The organism is Mycobacterium sp. TY814 (assembly GCF_030755175.1).
Lineage (GTDB): Bacteria > Actinomycetota > Actinomycetes > Mycobacteriales > Mycobacteriaceae > Mycobacterium.
In genome coordinates this window covers 1,606,095-1,624,524 of record NZ_JAUFRY010000002.1, presented here as the reverse complement: position 1 = coordinate 1,624,524, position 18,430 = coordinate 1,606,095, and the positions used below count along the sequence as shown (strand labels likewise).

At 67.8% G+C, this 18,430-nt stretch carries 16 protein-coding genes; 9 read left to right on the top strand and 7 right to left on the bottom strand.

Annotated features, from left to right (window positions below; translation table 11 throughout):
• Positions 1-14 precede the first annotated feature (14 nt).
• Positions 15-1,310 (bottom strand): cytochrome P450, encoded by a 1,296-nt coding sequence (locus QXH22_RS20790; protein WP_306240401.1) that lies wholly within the window; start codon positions 1,308-1,310, stop codon positions 15-17.
• A 204-nt stretch (positions 1,311-1,514) separates the two neighbouring features.
• Between QXH22_RS20790 and QXH22_RS20785 the strand changes: the two genes are divergently transcribed.
• The 4 genes from QXH22_RS20785 (at position 1,515) to QXH22_RS20770 (ending at position 4,064) form a co-directional block, all read left to right on the top strand.
• On the top strand, positions 1,515-2,933 hold the full coding sequence (locus QXH22_RS20785; protein ID WP_371934287.1) for a PE-PPE domain-containing protein: 1,419 nt from the start codon (positions 1,515-1,517) through the stop codon (positions 2,931-2,933).
• Between the two features lie 150 nt (positions 2,934-3,083).
• Entirely contained in the window at positions 3,084-3,491 is a 408-nt protein-coding gene (locus QXH22_RS20780) for a hypothetical protein (RefSeq protein ID WP_306276824.1), read from the top strand.
• Between the two features lie 13 nt (positions 3,492-3,504).
• On the top strand, positions 3,505-3,780 hold the full coding sequence (locus tag QXH22_RS20775) for a hypothetical protein (RefSeq protein WP_306240396.1): 276 nt from the start codon (positions 3,505-3,507) through the stop codon (positions 3,778-3,780).
• 65 nt (positions 3,781-3,845) lie between these two features.
• The gene (locus QXH22_RS20770) at positions 3,846-4,064 is read left to right on the top strand and encodes a hypothetical protein (RefSeq protein WP_055578922.1); all 219 of its coding nucleotides are present in this window, start codon (positions 3,846-3,848) and stop codon (positions 4,062-4,064) included.
• Between the two features lie 2 nt (positions 4,065-4,066).
• Here the strand turns inward: QXH22_RS20770 and QXH22_RS20765 are convergent, their stop codons facing one another.
• From QXH22_RS20765 to QXH22_RS20755, 3 genes are all read right to left on the bottom strand, one after another.
• Positions 4,067-5,197 carry a nitronate monooxygenase gene (locus tag QXH22_RS20765; protein WP_055578921.1) on the bottom strand — a complete coding sequence of 377 codons (1,131 nt, stop codon included), beginning with the start codon at positions 5,195-5,197 and terminating at the stop codon, positions 4,067-4,069.
• A gap of 111 nt (positions 5,198-5,308) precedes the next feature.
• Entirely contained in the window at positions 5,309-5,767 is a 459-nt protein-coding gene (locus QXH22_RS20760; RefSeq protein ID WP_306276823.1) for a hypothetical protein, read from the bottom strand.
• A complete protein-coding gene (locus QXH22_RS20755; RefSeq protein WP_306276822.1) occupies positions 5,767-6,165 on the bottom strand; it encodes a hypothetical protein in 399 nt (132 codons plus the stop codon). Before QXH22_RS20755 ends, QXH22_RS20760 begins: the two co-directional genes overlap by 1 nt.
• Before the next feature lie 135 nt (positions 6,166-6,300).
• On the opposite strand from QXH22_RS20755, the gene QXH22_RS20750 reads away from it, so the two are divergent.
• Genes QXH22_RS20750 through QXH22_RS20740 form a run of 3 tightly spaced genes read left to right on the top strand, consistent with a single transcriptional unit; the run spans position 6,301 to position 10,192 of the window.
• A complete protein-coding gene (locus QXH22_RS20750; protein ID WP_306276821.1) occupies positions 6,301-8,232 on the top strand; it encodes an NAD(P)/FAD-dependent oxidoreductase in 1,932 nt (643 codons plus the stop codon).
• A gap of 4 nt (positions 8,233-8,236) precedes the next feature.
• The gene (locus tag QXH22_RS20745) at positions 8,237-9,262 is read left to right on the top strand and encodes a zinc-binding dehydrogenase (RefSeq protein ID WP_306276820.1); all 1,026 of its coding nucleotides are present in this window, start codon (positions 8,237-8,239) and stop codon (positions 9,260-9,262) included.
• Positions 9,263-9,271: 9 nt separating this feature from the next.
• Positions 9,272-10,192, top strand: coding sequence for a carbon-nitrogen hydrolase family protein (locus QXH22_RS20740; RefSeq protein ID WP_306276819.1), 921 nt, complete (start codon positions 9,272-9,274; stop codon positions 10,190-10,192).
• A 4-nt stretch (positions 10,193-10,196) separates the two neighbouring features.
• On the opposite strand, the gene QXH22_RS20735 is transcribed toward QXH22_RS20740, so the two are convergent.
• Together QXH22_RS20735 and dtd are read right to left on the bottom strand one after the other, a co-directional pair.
• A complete protein-coding gene (locus QXH22_RS20735) occupies positions 10,197-11,105 on the bottom strand; it encodes a class I SAM-dependent methyltransferase (protein WP_306276818.1) in 909 nt (302 codons plus the stop codon).
• Between the two features lie 16 nt (positions 11,106-11,121).
• Positions 11,122-11,553 carry a D-aminoacyl-tRNA deacylase gene (dtd, locus tag QXH22_RS20730; RefSeq protein ID WP_306240389.1) on the bottom strand — a complete coding sequence of 144 codons (432 nt, stop codon included), beginning with the start codon at positions 11,551-11,553 and terminating at the stop codon, positions 11,122-11,124.
• Positions 11,554-11,597: 44 nt separating this feature from the next.
• On the opposite strand from dtd, the gene QXH22_RS20725 reads away from it, so the two are divergent.
• Positions 11,598-11,903, top strand: coding sequence for an MTH1187 family thiamine-binding protein (locus QXH22_RS20725; RefSeq protein WP_306276817.1), 306 nt, complete (start codon positions 11,598-11,600; stop codon positions 11,901-11,903).
• 201 nt (positions 11,904-12,104) lie between these two features.
• On the opposite strand, the gene QXH22_RS20720 is transcribed toward QXH22_RS20725, so the two are convergent.
• Positions 12,105-12,467 (bottom strand): hypothetical protein, encoded by a 363-nt coding sequence (locus tag QXH22_RS20720; RefSeq protein WP_306276816.1) that lies wholly within the window; start codon positions 12,465-12,467, stop codon positions 12,105-12,107.
• A 599-nt stretch (positions 12,468-13,066) separates the two neighbouring features.
• On the opposite strand from QXH22_RS20720, the gene QXH22_RS20715 reads away from it, so the two are divergent.
• Positions 13,067-18,253 (top strand): PE family protein, encoded by a 5,187-nt coding sequence (locus QXH22_RS20715; RefSeq protein WP_306276815.1) that lies wholly within the window; start codon positions 13,067-13,069, stop codon positions 18,251-18,253.
• The last annotated feature ends 177 nt before the right edge of the window (positions 18,254-18,430 follow it).

The following is an 18,430-nucleotide window of genomic DNA, read 5'->3' as shown; positions in this document are numbered from 1 at the left end:
GGTCTCTCTGTCGCTCAGTGGGTTACCGGACATTGCTGACCGGAAGCTGTTCCCTCGGTGTGGTAATCCACCTGCCAGTGTTTGATGCCGTTGAGCCAGCCCGAACGCAGCCGCTCGGGTGTGCCGACCGATTCCAGGTCGGGCATCGCGTCGGCGATCGCGTTGAACATCAGGTCGATCGTCATGCGGGCCAGATTGGCGCCGATGCAATAGTGCGCGCCGGTACCCCCGAAGCCCACATGCGGATTGGGATCGCGCTTGATGTTGAAGGTGAACGGGTCGTCGAATACGTCTTCGTCGAAATTGGCCGAGCGGTAGACCATCACCACCCGCTGGCCCTTCTTGATCTGCACACCGGAGAGCTCGTAGTCCTCCAGCGCGGTGCGCTGGAAGGAGGTCACCGGCGTGGCCCAGCGGACGATCTCGTCGGCCGTGGTGACCGGACGTTCCCGCTTGTAGAGCTCCCACTGATCCGGGAAGTCGGTGAAAGCCATCATGCCCTGGGTGATGGAGTTGCGGGTGGTCTCGTTGCCGGCCACCGCGAGCAGGATGACGAAGAAGCCGAATTCGTCGTCGCTGAGTTTGTGGCCGTCGACGTCGGCCTGAACCAGCTTGGTCACGATGTCTTCGCCGGGGTTCTGCGCCCGGTCGGCGGCCATCTGCATCGCGTACATGATCAGTTCCACCGAGGCGGTGATGGCGTCGTTGCTGGCGAACTCGGGATCCTGGTCACCCACCATCTGATTGGACCAGTGAAACAGTTTCATCCGGTCCTCTTGCGGCACCCCCAGCAGACCTGCGATCGCCTGCAACGGCAACTCGCAGGACACCTGCTCGACAAAGTCGCCGGAACCCTGCGAGGCCGCTACCTCGACGATGCGGCGGGCACGTTCGGCGAGGTCGTCGCGCAGCCGCTCGACGGCGCGCGGGGTGAAGCCGCGGGAGATGATCTTGCGCAAGTGGGTGTGCTGCGGGGCGTCCTGGTTGAGCAGGACGAACTTGCCGCGCTCGATCTGCTCCCCGACGGTGCCATCCTTGTAGCGGGGGAGTGCGGTCTTGGCCAGGCTGGAGAACACGTCGCTACGCCGGGAGATCTCCTTGACGTCCTTGTGCTTGGTCACCACCCAGAAGCCGCCGTCATCGAAACCACCGGCGCCATAGGGCTGCTCGTTCCACCAGATCGGTGCGGTTCGGCGTAGCTCGGCGAGTTCCTCCACGGGCAGACGCTCCGCGTGGATGTCCGGGTCGGTGAAATCGAACCCGGGGGGCAGGTTGGGCTTTGCTTTCGGTTCGGCTGGCGTCGTTGACAATTGCCTACTCCTCGTAACCGTGTTCACGTGGGCGTCCCGTGCCAATAATTCCTTGCTACACCACAGTTGGGAAGCTTGGGAACAAAAGACGCCAAAGCCGAACTGAAACGTGTTCAGGCGGCACCCCTGATCCGGCACCCCGACGGGGACTTTCGGCACTAGCAGGCGCGTCACGGCGGCCGTTTCATTGAACCGATGGCCGACATGCTGGTGCTGAGCGCCCCCGAAGTATTGGCGACCGCCGCCGCGGATCTCACCGAGATTCGGGAGGCGGTCGCCGGCGCCAACGCCGCTGCGGCGGCACCGATATCCGGCGTGATCGCCGCGGCGGGTGACGAAGTTTCAGCCGCCATCGCGAACGCAATGTCGTTGTACGGCAAGCAATATCAAGCTGTGGCCGAGCAGGCGGCGGCGTTCCACGCCCGGTTCAGCGAGACGCTTGCGGCGGCGGCGCGATGGTATGCCGACGCAGAGGCCGCGAACGCATCCCTGGTTGCGGGGTTCGCGCCGATCGCGGCCGCGGATCCCCTGACGGCACTGATCATGGGCGGCACCGACAATCCGCTACCCCTTCCCGAGTACGTGGCGGCAATCAACGACGCCTACATCCAGCCCCGTTTTCCGGGGGCATTGCCACAAGGGTTGTTCACGCCCGAGCAATTCTGGCCGGTCACCGGAAACCTGACCTTCGGCCAGTCCGTCGCCCAGGGCGTCACGCTGCTCAACAACGAGATCAATCATCAGATCAGCACGCTGGGCAACTCCGTCGTCGTGTTCGGCTACTCGCAGAGCGCCGCCATCGCCACCAACGAGATCAACGCGCTGATGGCGATGGGCAACCCGTATGCGGGCCAGTTGTCCTTCGTGCTGGCGAGCAACCCCAACACTCCCGACGGGGGCATACTCGCGCGGTTCCCCGGCTTCTATATCCCGTTCCTCGACGTGCCGTTCACCGGGGCAACCCCACCGAACAGCCCCTATCCGACCTCCATGTACGGGATTCAGTACGAAGGCGTGGCCAACGCCCCGCAATACCCCCTGCACATCTTGTCCGACCTCAACGCCATCATGGGCTACTTCTATCTGCACGACACCTATCAGCACCTGACGGCAGCCCAGGTCGCCGGCGCCGTGCTGCTGCCGACGTCGCCGGGGTACACCGGCAGCAGCCAGTACTACATGTTGCTGACGCAGAATCTGCCGCTGGTGCAGCCGATCCGCGACATTCCGCTGCTGGGGCCGCCCCTCGCCGACCTGATCCAACCGGACCTGCGGGTGCTGGTGGATCTCGGCTACGGCAACATCGGCATCGGCGCCGACTACCCGAACGTGCCCACGCCGGCCAGGCTGTGGCAGGTGATCGACCCCTTCACCGTCACCTTCGACCTGGCCAAGGGCGCGGTGCAGGGACCGCAGGCCGCCCTGGTCGACATCGGGTTGTTGCCGCCGTCGTATCTGCCGGACACCTATCCCTATGTGCCGTCGCTGAATCCCGGATTGTCGTTGAGCTTTGGCCAGCCGAGTGTCACCGGGCTGTCCGTGCTGAGCTGTGCGCTCGGATCGATCCTGCATCTGATCCCGCCGGTGAACACCTGCCCGGTTCTGGCTCCGGTTCTCACTTAGCCGCGGCCGCCGGCCGCTTCCGGCGGGCGGCATATGTGGCTATGCCGATGAGCACGGATTCCGGCTGCCGATACGGCCTTGTGGCGACTGCAGCAAACGATATGCTCTTCAGGAACGAGGCACCGGTGCCAGGAAAGGACGAGCGAAGACATGATTCGCGAATTACTCGCCGCCGCTGCGATCACGGGTTCGATGATCGGGGTAGCACCGGTCGCCAATGCCGATAACGGTCGCTGGGAGGGCGATGTCCCGGGGATGAACTACGACGCATCGCTCGGTGCGCCGTGTGACAACTACGAACGTTTCATCTTCGGTCGCGGCCCCAGCGGACAGGCCGAAGCCTGCCACTTCCCGCCGCCCAACCAGTTCCCGGCCGCCACCACCGGATACTGGGTCATCTCCTACCCGCTTCGCGGTGTTCAGCAGATCGGTGCTCCATGCCCCGGCCCGAAGGTGGCGGCCCAGTCGCCGGCCGGTCTGCCGATGCTGTGCCTGGGAGCGCAGGGCTGGCAGGAGGGCTGGTTCACCGGAGCCGGCTTCTTCCCGCCCGAACCCTGACAGGGCCGAAGCGATGGCCGACGCCCCGATTCCGCGATGGCTGCGGTTCGTGCTGGCGTCTGACCGCGCCGGTTCGGCGTGGTACATCGGCACCGGGTTCTTCTTCGCCCCCGTACTGGCGGTGCTGTCACCGTGGCCGACGGTGACCACTGTGCTGTGGTGGGTGATCGGCCTGGCAGGATTGTGGCTCGGTCTGCTGGGAATCGCGATGGCCGCCGGGCTGGCGCGGGTACTACGCTCCGGCGGCGAGATCCCCGAAGACTACTGGCGCACCCTCGTCGACTACTGACGCCAGCGCCTACAGTCGTATCCACCCGTCATATCAACGAGCAGCCCACGAAGAGGAGATTCATCATGGCGTTCGACCCCAAAGATGCCGTAGACGCCGTCCGCGACATCGCCACCAACGCCGTCGAGAAGGCTTCGGACATCGTCGAGCACGCCAGCGACATCATCCGTGGTGACATCGCCGGCGGCGCCAGCGGCATCGTCCAGAACTCCATCGAGATCGGCACGCACGCCGTCGACCGGGTGAAAGAGGTCTTCACCGGTAAAGACGACGACCTGGACTGAGCTCAGATAGCGGCGGCGGCGTTGAGTTCGTCGAGGCGAGTGGTGGCCTCGAGGTATTCCTGCACCCAGCGTTCGATGACCGTCGCAGTCTTCTCCACCTTCTGGAACTGACCGACGACCTGCCCGACCGGGTTGAACGCCACGTCGACCGACTCGTTCGGGTACCGGTTGGTGGCGCGAACGGCCATGCCGGAAACCATGTACTGCAACGGCATTCCCAGCGGCTTGGGGTTGTCCGGCTGCTCCCACGCCTCGGTCCAGTCGTTACGCAGCATCCGGGCCGGTTTGCCGGTGAACGACCGGCTGCGCACGGTGTCCCGGCTGCCTGCCTTGATGTACGCGGCTTGCTGCACGGGCGTGTTGGAGGATTCCTCGACCATCAACCACTGCGAACCGGTCCAGGCGCCCTGCGCGCCCAGCGCCAGCGCCGCGGCGATCTGCTGGCCGCTGCCGATGCCGCCGGCGGCCAGGACCGGAACCGGCGCGACCTCCTTGACAACCTGAGGCCACAACACAATTGAGCCGACCTCGCCGCAGTGCCCGCCGGCCTCACCGCCCTGGGCGATGATGATGTCGACGCCCGCGTCGGCGTGCTTGCGGGCCTGCGACGGCGACCCGCACAGCGCCGCCACCTTGCGGCCTTCGGCGTGAATGTGCTTGATCATGTCCGCCGGGGGAGTGCCCAGCGCGTTGGCGATCATCGTCACCTTCGGGTGCTTGAGCGCGACCTCGACCTGGGGGGTGGCGGTAGCCTCCGTCCAGCCCAGCAGCTGCAGACTGTCGCCGTCGCTGTCCTCGACGGGAACGCCGTGGTCGGCAAGGATTTTCTTGCCGAAGTCCAGGTGCTCCTGCGGCACCATCTTGCGCAGGGTGTCGGCCAATTCCTCGGCTGACAGGTGGGCGTCCATGCCTTCGTACTTATTGGGGATGACGATGTCCACGCCATAGGGGTGGTCTCCGATGTTCTCGTCGATCCAGTTCAATTCGATCTCGAGCTGCTCGGGGGTGAAGCCGACGGCGCCCAGCACGCCAAACCCGCCGGCTTTGCTGACAGCGACGACGACATCGCGGCAGTGGGTGAACGCGAAGATCGGGAACTCGATACCGAGTTGATCGCATAGGGCGGTGTGCATGCCTACTCCTGTGGGGCGCGAGACCGATGCAAGAAATTGAAACGTGTTCTAGTTTAATACGAATATCGCCGACGAGACCAGCCAGGTCCCGTTTGTAGGGACTAGGCCCCTTCAGATCAGCAGGCCGCGGGCCACCCACAGCGCCAGAAAGCCGAGCATGCAGGCGAAGCAGATGAGGTGATCGCGGCACACCGCACGGGCGAGGCGGCTCTGCTCGTCCGGCGGGTCGACACGACTGCCCAACCGGATCGCGTTCGGGACGGTGCGCATCAGAGCCAGGGTCACCGGAATGCCTGCGGTGGCCCCCGACGTCACCAACACCCATACCGGGTCGCGGCCGTTTGCGGCCTGAAATACCAGCGAGCCCAACAAGATCACCATCACGACGGCGATCAACCGGCTCATCGGTTGGGAGGTGGTGGTGGCGCGGCGGTAGTAGCTCGCGACCGACTCCAATACGGTCTCAGGCAATTCCGGCCCGGCGTGCCCGAGCGTCTGCACGTCGAAGATGAGATCCATCCACAGCACGGCCAGCAGAAAACCACTGCAGGCCGTCAGCAGCGGTGCCATCAGACGTCCGCCTCTCCGATCGTCGCGTCCCCCCGCCGTGCTCGCACCCGTAGAACGAACAGCACAGCGCCCAGCACCACCGCCACCAACACCGTCTGCAACGCGCCGATCAGCACGACATTCGCGTCGTACCCGTCCGCCGCGGCGACGCATTGAAAGTGCACGCTGGTGCTCGTTCGTTTGGACGACTGGGTGTACCGCGCGGTGGCGTAGGCCAGCTCGTAGCCGCGGTGGCAGACAAACGGGCTCGTCCATAACGCGCTGGCCGGCACGACTGAGGTCAACGCCGCCGCGCCGCCCACGCAGATCCCGGTGAGCAGTGCCACCTTGACGACCGTCTCACCGAGCCGGCCGCCGCGCCGGCGTGGCTGACCCGCTGACATGTCGCGCCATTTCATCGGCAGATCCTCGCACGCCGCGCTCAGTAGGGCCGGTACGCCCTTGCCCGCGGCGCGACACCGCGGGTACCGTAGGGCTGCCAATTACGAAACGACGCGTAGCGTAATTGCATTCCGTCGAAAGGATCGCTCGCGATGCGCAGCCGGTACGCCGGGGAACCCTTCACCACGCCCACCGCAGACATCGCGGCTGCGCTCGAGGACGTCAGCATCCCGACGCTGCTGCTGTCGCTGGTACATATCACCGGCGATCCGCGGTTCATCCGAGACTTCAAGCAGATGGGCCTGTTCCTCAACGAGGTACAGGGATTCATGTCCGAGGAGGACAAGGCGCGGGCGCGGGCCGAGGCGCTGACGGTGCTCAGCGAGTACCGCGACCGCGGCTGCCCGGAACCGCCGCCGCTGAGCGACGACCTCATCCGCGAGATGATGGATTGGGCGGCGTGCGAACACGTTCCCGACGACTATCTGCCCTTGGCGCGCGAGGAGATGGACCTCGAGGGCGTGGACCCGCGCAGGCCGGCGACACTGCCTGTCGACAGCGTGTCGGATTTTCCGGTCGTCGTGATCGGCTGTGGCGAATCCGGCATTCTGGCCGGAATCCGGCTCAAGCAGGCCAACATTCCGTTCACCATCATCGAGAAGAACGCGGGCCCCGGCGGAACCTGGTGGGAGAACAGCTATCCCGGTGCCCGGGTGGACGTCGCGAACCACTTCTATTGTTACAGTTTCGAACCCAACAACGAGTGGACCCATTTCTTCGCCGAGCAGCACGAGTTGCAGAGCTACTTCACCCAGGTGATGGCCAAGCACGATCTGGGCGGCAATGTCCGCTGGAATACCGAGGTCCTCGGCGCCGAATGGGACGACGCTGCCGGGGTCTGGAGGGTGGCGCTACGCGCAGTGGACGGCACGGTCAGCACGGTGCAGGCCCGAGCGGTGATCACGGCGGTCGGTCAGTTGAACAGGCCGTATGTTCCCGAGTTCGAGGGCGCCGAGTCCTTTGCGGGGCCGTCGTTCCACTCGGCCGCCTGGGATCACTCGGTGGACCTGGCCGGCAAACGGGTCGCCCTCGTGGGCGCCGGAGCCAGCGGATTCCAGATCGCCCCCGCCATCGCCGAATCCGTCAAGCACCTCACGGTTTTCCAGCGCACCGCCCAATGGATGTTTCCCAACCCGATGTACCACGACGAAGTGGGTGACGGCGTGCGCTGGGCGATGCGGCACCTGCCGTATTACGGCCGCTGGTACCGGTTCCTGCTGCTCTGGCCGGGTGCCGACAAAGGCTTGGACGCGGCGCGCGGGGACCCGAATTACGCCGACCAGGACTATGCGGTGAGCGACATCAACGCGGCCGCCCGAATGATGTTCAGCCAGTGGATCACCAGCCAGGTGGACGAGGGCTCTGAACTGTTGACCAAAGTGCTGCCGGACTACCCGGCCACCGGCAAGCGCACGCTGCAGGACAACGGTAGTTGGCTGAAAACCCTGCAGCGCGACAACGTCGAGTTGGTGCGGACACCGATCGAGCGGATCACGCCGGGCGGCATCGTTACCGACGACGGGGTCACCCACGGCGTCGACATCATCGTCTACGCCACCGGTTTCCGGCACACCGACGTGCTATGGCCGCTGAAGATCAATGGCCGCAACGGAATTGACCTGCACGAGCTGTGGGGGAGCCGGCCGTTCGCGCACCTGGGCATTACCGTGCCCGGATTCCCCAACCTGTTCCTGATCTACGGACCGGGCACACACCTCGCACACGGTGGCAGCCTGATCTTCCAGTCCGAATTGCAGATGCGCTACGTCAACCTGTGTCTGCAGCACATGGCCGAGGAACACATCGTCGCGATGGAGCCCACCGCCGAGGCCGCCGAGCGATGGCATCAGCGGACCCAAGCCGAGATCAAGCAGATGGTGTGGTCGCACCCGGCCGTCAAACATTCTTACTTCAAGAATGCCAACGGCGAGATTCACACGGTCAGCCCGTGGCGGCTCAACGAATACTGGGCCGCGGTGCGCGAACCGGAGTGGTCGGATTTCGTTCTGCGACAGGAGAAGTGAGGCCATGCGCACGGTAGTCATCGATGGGCCCGGCGCCATCCGGGTGGACACCCGACCCGATCCCGCACTCACCGGACCGGACGGCGTGATCGTCGCGGTGCGCGCTGCCGGCATCTGCGGATCCGACCTGCACTTCTATGAGGGCGATTACCCGCTGGCCGAACCCGTACCCCTGGGTCACGAAGCCATCGGCACCGTCGTCGAGGCCGGCGCGGACGTGCGATCCGTCAAGGTCGGCGACGAGGTGATGGTGTCCTCGGTGGCCGGGTGCGGTGCGTGCCCGGGGTGTGCCACCAACGACCCGGTGATGTGCCACTCAGGTCTGCAGATCTTCGGCGGCGGAGCGCTTCCCGGGGCTCAGGCCGATCTGCTCGCCGTGCACGCCGCCGACTTCCAGGTGCGCAGAATTCCCGAGGGCATCAGTACCGAACAGGCACTGCTGCTCACCGATAACCTGGCCACTGGCTGGGCGGCGGCCCAGCGGGCCGACATCCCACTCGGTGGCACAGTGGCGGTGATCGGGCTTGGCGCGGTCGGTCTCTGTGCGCTGCGCAGTGCGTTCGCTCAAGGGGCAGCAACGGTTTTCGCCGTCGATCGGGTCGAGGGACGGTTGCAGCGCGCGGTTGACTGGGGCGCCACACCGGTGCCGTCGTCGACAGTGGAGTCGATCCTGGCAGCCACCGGCGGACGGGGTGCTGACTCGGTGATCGATGCCGTCGCGACGGACGCGTCCCTGACCGACGCCCTCTACGCGGTACGGCCGGGTGGCACCGTCTCGGTGGTCGGTGTGCATAATCTGCAGCCTTTTCCGTTCCCGGCTCTGGCGTGCCTGATCCGCAGCATCACGGTGCGCTGGACCACCGCACCGGTGCAGCGCACCTGGCCGGAGCTGATCCCGCTGCTCCAGTCCGGCCGGTTAGCCGTCGACGGCATTTTCACCACGACGCTGCCGCTCGATGAGGCCCCCAAGGGCTACGCGACCGCCGCGACGCGTTCCGGCGACGACGTCAAGGTCCTGTTGACGCCTTAGTGTGGCAGCATGGCGTCTATGCGCTGTGCCGCAATCCAACTCGAGGCGGTGCCGGCCGACGTCGACGCCAATCTGGCCACCGTTGAACGTCTGGTCGAGCAGGCCGTCGACGCCGGCGCGCAGACCATCGCGTTGCCGGAGTTCTTCACCACCGGCGTCGGGTTCTGGCCCGAGTTGGCGGATGCGGCGCTGCCGGCCGACGGAAAAGCCACTGAACTGCTGCTGGCTCTGGCGGCCCGGCACGAGGTGATGATCGGCGGCTCATTGCTGATCCGGGACACCGACGGAGACGTGCGAAATGCGTATCTGGTTGTCACCCCGCAGGGCGTTGTCGGGCGGCATGACAAGGACCTTCCGACCATGTGGGAGAACGCCTTCTACGTAGGCGGCCACGACGACGGGGTCATCGAGGTCGGTGATCTGACAGTGGGCGCGGCGGTGTGCTGGGAATTGATGCGCACCGAGACCGCGCGTCGCCTGCGGGGCCGGATTGACCTGGCGATGACTGGGTCAGGCTGGTGGTCGATCCCCGACTGGTGGCCGCGCGCCGCCTTTCGCCGGATGGAACGGCGCAATTCGGCGACGGCGCGGGAGGCCGCGGCGTCGTTCGCGGGCTTCGTGGGCGCTCCTGTTCTGCACGCGGCGCACGTGGGAGCCGTGCGGTGCCGCATGCCGTGGCTGCCGTTGGGTTACTCGGGCCGCTTCGAGGGCGGCACCATGATCGTGGCTGCCGACGGCAGGGTGCTGGCAGCTGCGGACGAGGGTGAGGGCGTCGTCGTGGCTGACGTGTCGGTAGGCCGAGTTTCGCCGAGTTCTGTTGTCCCTGAACGGTTCTGGTTGCACCCGCGGGGCGCGCTGCCGGCGGTGGTGTGGCATTACCAGCGGGTGCACGGTCGCCGCTACTACCGACATCACGTCGCCGCGTCGTAACCGCTCAACGGGTGGCCGACACGTACTGCGAGCGCATGAAGCTGTCGATCTTCACGTCCACGGCGGGCGGGGTCATCCCGTATCCGGCCTGCAGGTTCAGCGTGTTCCGGACCGGCTCGACAGACCACCCGTGGTCCCGGAGCCACTGCGCCGGATCCGCCGGGTTGTCGTAGGTGAGCGCGGAGAAGTCGACGTCGCCGGACATGTTGACGCCGGGGTGCGCCTGTTCCAGTTCCGCGAGCTGGTCGTGGTCCAGGCGAGAGCCCAATGCACCGGTCGCAATCCGGCTGTCGGACGCGCTGTGTTCGTGGATGCGGGCGAACAGGGCCTCCTGGGCGTCGCCAGTCAGATAGGGCAGCAGTCCCTCCACCGACCAGGCGGTCGGGACCCCGGGGTCGAAGCCGGCTTTGACGAGTTCAGCGGTCCAGTCGGTGCGCAGATCCGCCGCGACCTCGACCCGGCGCGCCCTGGGCTGCGCACCGAGTTCGTCGAGCACCCGTGACTTGAATGCCAGGACCTTTGGCAAATCGACTTCGAAAACCGTTGTCCCGGTGGGCCAATCGAGGCGATACGCCCGAGTGTCGAGGCCGGCTGCAACGATCACCGCCTGCTCGATGCCCGTTTCACCGGCGTTGGTAAAGAAGTCGTCGAAGAATCGGGTTTGCACGCCGTACAGGCGCGGGAAGGTGGTCTCGTCCTCCGAGGTGCCGGGATTGTCGAGCAGCCCGGTGAGGTAAGGGTCTCCAGTCGCGGTGATGAAGTGCTGTGCATAGTCGTCACGCGCGAGTGGCCGGGCGCTCAACGCATGTACCGCGCGCCAACCCGCCACGAGCAGGGCGGTGTAGCCGACACCGCTGACAATGTCCCACTGGTCGTCCTCCGAACGGAGGGATCCGAATTCAGGTGTCGTCATACAGCGAACGTACCCCTCAGAGTTCCAGCAACACGGTCACCGGCCCGTCGTTGGTCAGCTCGACCTGCATGTGCGCGCCGAAGGTTCCCGTCTCGACGTGAGCGCCCAGTGTGCGGAGCGCGTCGGCGAACGCGGCGACGAGCGGTTCGGCGACCGCGCCGGGCGCTGCCGCGTTCCAGGACGGGCGACGGCCCTTGGCGGTGTTGGCGTACAGGGTGAACTGGCTGACCACCAGAATCGGGGCTCCGACATCGGAGGCGGACTTCTCGTCGTCGAGAATCCTTAGCGTCCAGAGCTTTTCGGCCAACCGCCGAGCCTGTTCAGGTCCGTCGTCGTGGGTGACGCCGACGAAGGCCAGCAGACCCTGGCCCGGCGGGCGGATGGCGCCGACCACCCGGTCGTCCACCACCACCGCTGCCGAGGAGACCCGTTGCACCAGAACCCGCATGGCCCCTGATGCTGCCATGCTCGTCCGTGTGCGAGGCTCGTGAGGTGTCTGTGCTGGTTGCGTTTTCGGTCACTCCGATGGGCGTGGGGGAGGCCGTCGGCGAGATCGTCGCCGAGGCGGTCCGGGTGGTCCGCGAGTCGGGCTTACCCAATAAGACGGATTCGATGTTCACCGTGATCGAAGGCGACAGCTGGGCGGAAGTGATGGCCGTGGTGCAACTCGCGGTGGAGGCGGTGGCCGCGCGGGCGCCCCGGGTCAGCACCGTGATCAAGGCGGACATGCGTTCCGGAGTGACCGACGCGATGACGCAGAAGGTGCAATCCGTCGAGCGGTACCTTTCCGACGGCTAGGCCGGGGTGGCGACCCTCCATCGTTCTGATGGCCACCCCAGCCCGGAATGCCCAGCCCGTGGCCGGTGGGCGTAGCGTGAACCCGATCACATTGGGTCAAGCCTCAGGAGGCCGCAGGATGTCCAGGTCGTCTGCACACATGCTGGTGCGAGTCTCATGACTGATCCGGCAGAAGATGTCGCGCGCGGTGGCGACGGCGGTCTAGGCGGTGCTGGTGGTGCGGGCGGCCGCGGTGGTGCCGGCGGTGCCGGTGGTGCGGGCGGCCGGGGTGGTGCCGGCGGGCGGGGTGGTGACGGTGGTCGCGGTGGCGACGGAGGCCCCGGGGGCGCCGGTGGGCCCGGTGGAGCCGGAGGCGCCGGCGGTGAACCCGGCCGCGGTGGTGAGCCCGGTCAGCCGGGCCAGCCCGGTCAGCCGGGGCAGCCGGGTCAGCCGGGCGAGCCGGGTCAGCCTGGGGAGCCGGGGCGTCCCGGGCAGCCCGGGCAGCCCGGCTGAATTGACTTTGCTGGTCGATGGCGTCGTGACGGTGGGCGCGCCGACGACCGCATAGCTCGCGGACGTCGTCAACGGTCGCCGGCTGCCACAACGAACCCGGCGGCGCGGCAGGCGTCGCCCCTGCGTGCGCTGATGACGACTCGCATGCTCTGCCTGCGGCAATAGATTTTCTACACTGCATTCTCCAGTTCCGCTGGCGTATATGTGAATCAGGTGTGGACTAATTATGCTTTATCGGCCCGTTGACCTCGAAAGCACCGAAATTCGAGTGTCTGGATTATGAATTCATTTGGCGCGTGACAATTAACCGGCGTTACCAAATATTCTGCTGACGCCCAGGCTTTTAGAACGCGGTTCTGAATCGGCTGCGGATTCCGATGCGCCTCTCGAATATCGCCGTCAGGGGATCCCAGGCCCAGCGCATCATGTGAACCCGACTCGGCAAATACCCTGCCCTACAACAGCTTTGAGATACTGTCGCGATACGGTCGATATTGCATCTGGTCGCGGCGATACCCACGAATCGCCAGTGCTCAGGCTTCGCACTATCCGGGATGTCGCCTTGCTCGCTGACGCAGCCGAACTTTACCTGAATGTACCGCGTTTTCGGCTTGTACGCGTGATACTAATGGCTACCTTCCTTTCCCTAGGTATCCGTTGGGAGTCCCCTGATGTCGTTTGTGATTGCAGCACCAGAATTGTTGGCAGCGGCGGCATCGCAGGCGGCGGGAATCGGTTCCTCGGTGACCGCGGCCAATGCCGCGGCGGCGGCGTCGACGACCGGAGTGCTGGCTGCGGCCGGGGATGAAGTGTCGGCGGCGATCGCGGCACTCTTCACTCGTCACGGTGCGGACTATCAGGCGCTCAGTGCCCGCGCGACCGCGTTTCAATTGCAGTTCGTCCAGGCGTTGAACAACGCCGGGACTGCGTACTCCGCGGCGGAGGCGGCGAGCACATCCCCCCTCGGACTCATCGAAGACGCCGTGCTCGGCGTGATCAACGCACCCACCAATCTGCTGTTGGGGCGTCCGCTGATCGGTGACGGCACCAACGGCGCACCAGGGACGGGCCAAAACGGCGGTGGCGGCGGCATCCTGTGGGGCAACGGCGGCGCCGGCGGCTCCGGCGCACCCGGTGGGCCGGGCGGAGCCGGGGGTGCCGCGGGCCTATTCGGCAATGGCGGAGTCGGTGGCGCGGGTGGTGTCGGCGGCGGGTCAGGCGGTGCGGGCGGCACCGGCGGCTGGCTGTGGGGCAACGGCGGCGCCGGCGGATCCGGCGGCGTCGGCGCCATCGGAGGCAGTGGCGGCACCGGTGGTCTGGGCGGCAGCGCACTGCTGTTCGGCAGCGGCGGGGCCGGCGGCACCGGCGGGTCCGGCGGGGCGGGCGCTGTTGGCACGGCCGGTACCCCCGGCACCGCCATGGTGGCAGGCGGAATCGGCGGTCCGGGGGGCAACGGAGGTACGGCCGGTATGGGCGGGACCGGCGGCAACGGCGGCCTGCTGTACGGCTCGGGCGGAGCCGGTGGACAAGGCGGCGTCGGCGGCGTCGGTGGCGTAGGTGGAGTTGGTGGTGCCGGATTTGACGCCAACACGGTAGGCGCCACTGGCGGGGATGGCGGGAACAGCGGCGCGGGCGGCAACGGCGGCAGCGGCGGAATGGGTGGCGCCGGTGGGCGTGGATCGGCGCTATTCGGCTCGGCCGGTGCATTCGGCAACGGCGGGGCCGGTGGTGTCGGCGGCAATGCGGGGGCACCCGGAAATGGCGGCACGGGTGGCGTCGGCGATGCCAGCACCGTCGGCGGCACCGGCGATAACGGCGGAGATCCAGGCACTGTCGGCCTCGGCGGCAGCGGCGGCGCCGCGGGCGGCCCTGGTGCAACGTCGGGCGGGAGCGGAATCGCGGGCTCCATTATTCCTGGTAACGGCGGTAACGGGGGTACGGGCGGCCACGGGTACGACGCCACGAGCGCTGCATCAGGCACACCCGGCGGCAAAGGCGGGGCGGGCGGAAACGGCGGCAGTTACGGGAACGGTGGTAACGGCGGCGCTGGCGGCAACTCCGCGCTGGGCGCAGGTGCCGGGGGAAACGGTGGCGCCGGCGGAAAAGGCGGCCTCAACGCAGGCAGCGGCGGCACGGGCGGCGACGGTGGAAACGCCCTGGGCACCGGCGCGGGCGGTAACGGTGGCACCGGCGGGGCCGGCCAGAACGCAGGACCGGGCGATGCCGTCGCCGGCGCGGGCGGTAAGGGCGGCAACTCCGGCTCCGGTCGCGGCGGAAACGGCGGCGCCGGCGGTGCTGCGACCGACGCTGGGACAGGGAGTGCCATTGGAGGGGACGGTGGGGCTGGCGGCGTCGGGCCCACGGGCGGTGGTGACGGTGGGGACGGTGGTGCGGCGTTCAATAACGGAACTGGCGGTGCCACCGGAGGCGCGGGTGCCGCTGGCACCAGCGGCGGCAGTACCGGTACGGGGGGAAATGGTGGGAGAGGTGGTGAAGCGAACATCTACAACGCGGCCGCTTCGGGTACGGCTACCGGCGGTCGTGGCGGGGTCGGTGGCAGTGGCGGCGCGGGGGGCGGCGCTGGCGGGGACGGTGGGCTTGTTAATACCAATGTCGGCTTTGGCGATTCGATCGGCGGTGCCGGAGCGGACGGCGGTAGCGGCGGGACTTCCGGGAAAGGCGGCAGAGGTGGCTCCGGCGGGTCTGCCGGCATGAATAACGCGACCTCATCGGGCACCGTGCAGGGCGGTCAGGCCGGCGCAGGTGGAAACGGCGCGACGGGCGGAAACGGCGGACAAGGCGGAAGCGCAATTGTGAGTGTCGGAGGATCCGGCAAAATTGCGGGCGGAGCAGGCGGAAACGCAGGCGACGGCCCCGGCGGCGGCGGCTTCGGCGGAAATGGGGGCAATGCCACCTCGCAGGACTCCAGCGCGGAACTTACCGGCGGCGCTGGGGGGTCTGGTGGAAGCGGTGGCAGCACCGGCATCGGTGGAGATGGCGGGAGAGGCGGCGACGCGAATCACAACGGCACAACCCCAACCGGTGATGCGAAGGCCGGGGCGGGTGGTGCCGGTGGAAACGGCACCACAGGCGGAGAAGGCGGCAAAGGCGGCTCAACGTCCTCTGGTGCCGCAATGGGATCGATCTTTGGTGGCGCAGGCGGCGCCGGGGGTACCGGCACCACCGGCTTCGGCGGCGCCGGTGGTGCCGGCGGTGACGCAAGTGGCGGAAGCTCGGCGACCGGTGGCGCGGGCGGGGCCGGGGGCGACGGTGCTACCGGCGGAGCTGGCCGCGCCGGTGGCGCAGCGGGTATTTCGGGCGCCACCGCCACCGGCAATGCCACCGGGGGTGCCGGCGGCGATGGAGGAAACGGCACTGCTGGTGCCGGCGGAAACGGGGGTAAGGGCGGCCTCGCAACCAATGCCGGTGTTGGCTCCGCCGACGCCGGTCGCGGAGGTAATGGAGCCGTCGGGGTGACAAGCGGCGGTGGTGGCGGGCGAGGCGGTGAGGCAACCATCAGCAATGCGATTGCCACCGGCAAAGCAGTCGGCGGCAATGGCGGAGCAGGCGGTAACGGGGCGGTGGGCGGGGCCGCAGGCGACGCCGGTGGGGCCTCCACAAATGGTGTGGGCAGCGCCACCGGCGGCGCAGGTGGCGTGGGCGGCGATGGCTCAGCGGGACTCGGTGGAAACGGCGGCCGCGGCGGCAACGCGGCGACCAGCAGCATCGTCTCGGTTGCCCCCACCGCCGGGGGCAACGGTGGCCTGGGTGGAAAAGGTTCCATGGCCGGCGGTGTCGGCGGCGGTGGTGGCAACGCCTCAACCGCAGGCACGGGAACCGTCACCGGCGGCGCCGGTGCCGCCGGAGGCGACAGCGCGACCGCGGCCGGCGGGAACGGGGGCAATGGCGGTGCCGCAACGGTGGGCAACGCGTCGTCTGTAGCTACTGCCACCGCAGGCAACGGTGGTGCCGGTGGCGGTGGCAACACCGGAGGCGTGGGAGGACTCGGCGGCTCGGCAACCACAAGCGGGGTGGGGAACGTCACCGGTGGCACGGGCGGAGCGGGGGGTACGGGCGCCACTGGCGCCGGCGGTGCGGGCGGAGCGGGCGGCACCGCCGCTGTCAACAACGTTTCATCGGGCGCCAAAGCCATCGCAGGAAACGGCGGCGACGGCGGCGACGGAGCAAAAGGAGGTTTTGGGGGTGGCGGCGGTGCTGTGAGCACGAACGGTACCGGGAACGTCACCGCGGGCACGGGTGGTTCAGGCGGTAAAGGAACTACCGGCGCCGGCGGCAACGGCGGCGCCGGCGGCGACGCGACGATCACGCATGTCTTGTCAACGTTCAGCGCTGTTGGCGGCGCCGGCGGGACTGGTGGCGACGGTGTCGATAACGCCGGCATCTCGCAAGGGCGTGGCGGCGCTGGCGGCAACGGGGTGTCCAATAGTGGCAGCGTCCTCGTCACAGCGTCAGCCGTCGGCGGTAAAGGTGGCGCAGGCGGTAGCGCCACCACCGGCACGGGCGGTAGCGGCGGCTTCGGCGGGACGGGCACTAGCAACTCGACTGGCACCGCCCTTGGCGGCGAAGGTGGCATCGGCGGCAGCGGCCCAGTCGGCGCCGGACGCGGCGGGACCGGCGGAAACGCTTTGAATAATGGCTCCGGCAACGCTATTGGTGGTGTGGGCGCGGACGGCGGAGTGAGCGGCACCGGCGTGGGCGGGCAGGGAGGTGATGGAGGCGCCGCCCAGGTCGTCAACGGCTTCGCTGCTGGTACTGCAACTGGCGGCAACGGCGGAGCCGGCGGAGGCGGAACCATCGGCGGCGACGGCGGCAAGGGCGGATCAGCGTCCAACGCCGGCGCCGGATCAACGACCGGCGGCGCCGGCGGCAATGGCGGCAACGGCACTACCGGCACCGGCGGGGCGGGTGGAGCCGGAGGAGGGGCAAGCACCACTGGCACGGGATCTGCCACCGGCGGTGGAGGCGGCGACGGTGGTGGGGGCGTCTCCGGCGCAGCCGCGGGAATAGGCGGCAGCGCCACCATCAACAACGCCCTCGCAACGGGCAACGCCACGGCGGGGGCCGGCGGCGACGGCGGCAACGGCACCACCGGCCTCGGCGGCAAGGGCGGCGCCGGCGGTAGCGCCAGCGCCACCGGCACGGGGTCCGCCACCGGCGGAGCCGGGGGCGCCGGCGGTAACGGCGGCGCGGGCGGGAACGGAGGAAAGGGTGGCAACTCACTGAACAGCGGAACCGGGAATGTCAGCTCCGGTGCCGGCGGCGCGGGTGGAGACGGCACCACCGGCACCGGCGGCGATGGCGGTAACGGCGGCCTGGCATCCATCTCCGCTCCGGCATCGAGCGGCTCCGTTAACGCCGGCAATGGTGGCGCCGGCGGCAACGGCGTCAGTGGAGGTAAAGGGGGTGGCGGCGGTTCCGGCGGAACCTCCGGAACCGGCAACGTGACCGGCGGAAGCGGGGGTGCGGGCGGAACCGGCACTACGGGTGCCGGCGGTGCTGGTGGCATCGGTGCTAATGCAACCATCGCCGGCCCCGGAGGGCTCGGAGTCGCCACCGGCGGTAACGGTGGTGCCGGTGGCAACGGCAGCGCCGGTGGATCGGGTGGCGACGGCGGCACAGGTTCTACTGACGGTGGGGGCACCGGCGTCGGCGGCAAGGGCGGTGACGGCGGAGACAGTTCCGGGACCGGGGTCAACGGCGGTGACGGCGGCACGGGCGGCAATGCCCACGCGGCGACGCTGGGCAACGCCAGCCCTGGGAACGGCGGTTTCGGCGGGTTGGGCGGTCCGGGCGGTGGTTTGCCCGGCGCAGACGGTATCGGAGGATCGATCGTCTGACTGGTCACTTAAGCGGTGAGGAAGCCGCGGGTCCTCTGACCAAATGCCAACAACTGCCACACCCCGCGGTAATCCAGAATGGGGTTCTGCAATGTAAGACATTGTCCGTAAGCATTACTCACGTTTCACATTTCTGTTGCTGCACTTGCGCTCACGCTATGCATACGTGGGCACCAT

Coding starts and splice junctions, on each gene's coding strand:
- QXH22_RS20785 (WP_371934287.1), top strand. CDS start 1,515: ATGCTGGTGCTGAGCGCCCCCGAAGTATTGGCGACCGCCGCCGCGGAT.
- QXH22_RS20780 (WP_306276824.1), top strand. CDS start 3,084: ATGATTCGCGAATTACTCGCCGCCGCTGCGATCACGGGTTCGATGATC.
- QXH22_RS20775 (WP_306240396.1), top strand. CDS start 3,505: ATGGCCGACGCCCCGATTCCGCGATGGCTGCGGTTCGTGCTGGCGTCT.
- QXH22_RS20770 (WP_055578922.1), top strand. CDS start 3,846: ATGGCGTTCGACCCCAAAGATGCCGTAGACGCCGTCCGCGACATCGCC.
- QXH22_RS20765 (WP_055578921.1), bottom strand. CDS start 5,197: ATGCACACCGCCCTATGCGATCAACTCGGTATCGAGTTCCCGATCTTC.
- QXH22_RS20760 (WP_306276823.1), bottom strand. CDS start 5,767: ATGGCACCGCTGCTGACGGCCTGCAGTGGTTTTCTGCTGGCCGTGCTG.
- QXH22_RS20755 (WP_306276822.1), bottom strand. CDS start 6,165: ATGAAATGGCGCGACATGTCAGCGGGTCAGCCACGCCGGCGCGGCGGC.
- QXH22_RS20750 (WP_306276821.1), top strand. CDS start 6,301: ATGCGCAGCCGGTACGCCGGGGAACCCTTCACCACGCCCACCGCAGAC.
- QXH22_RS20745 (WP_306276820.1), top strand. CDS start 8,237: ATGCGCACGGTAGTCATCGATGGGCCCGGCGCCATCCGGGTGGACACC.
- QXH22_RS20740 (WP_306276819.1), top strand. CDS start 9,272: ATGGCGTCTATGCGCTGTGCCGCAATCCAACTCGAGGCGGTGCCGGCC.
- QXH22_RS20735 (WP_306276818.1), bottom strand. CDS start 11,105: ATGACGACACCTGAATTCGGATCCCTCCGTTCGGAGGACGACCAGTGG.
- dtd (WP_306240389.1), bottom strand. CDS start 11,553: ATGCGGGTTCTGGTGCAACGGGTCTCCTCGGCAGCGGTGGTGGTGGAC.
- QXH22_RS20715 (WP_306276815.1), top strand. CDS start 13,067: ATGTCGTTTGTGATTGCAGCACCAGAATTGTTGGCAGCGGCGGCATCG.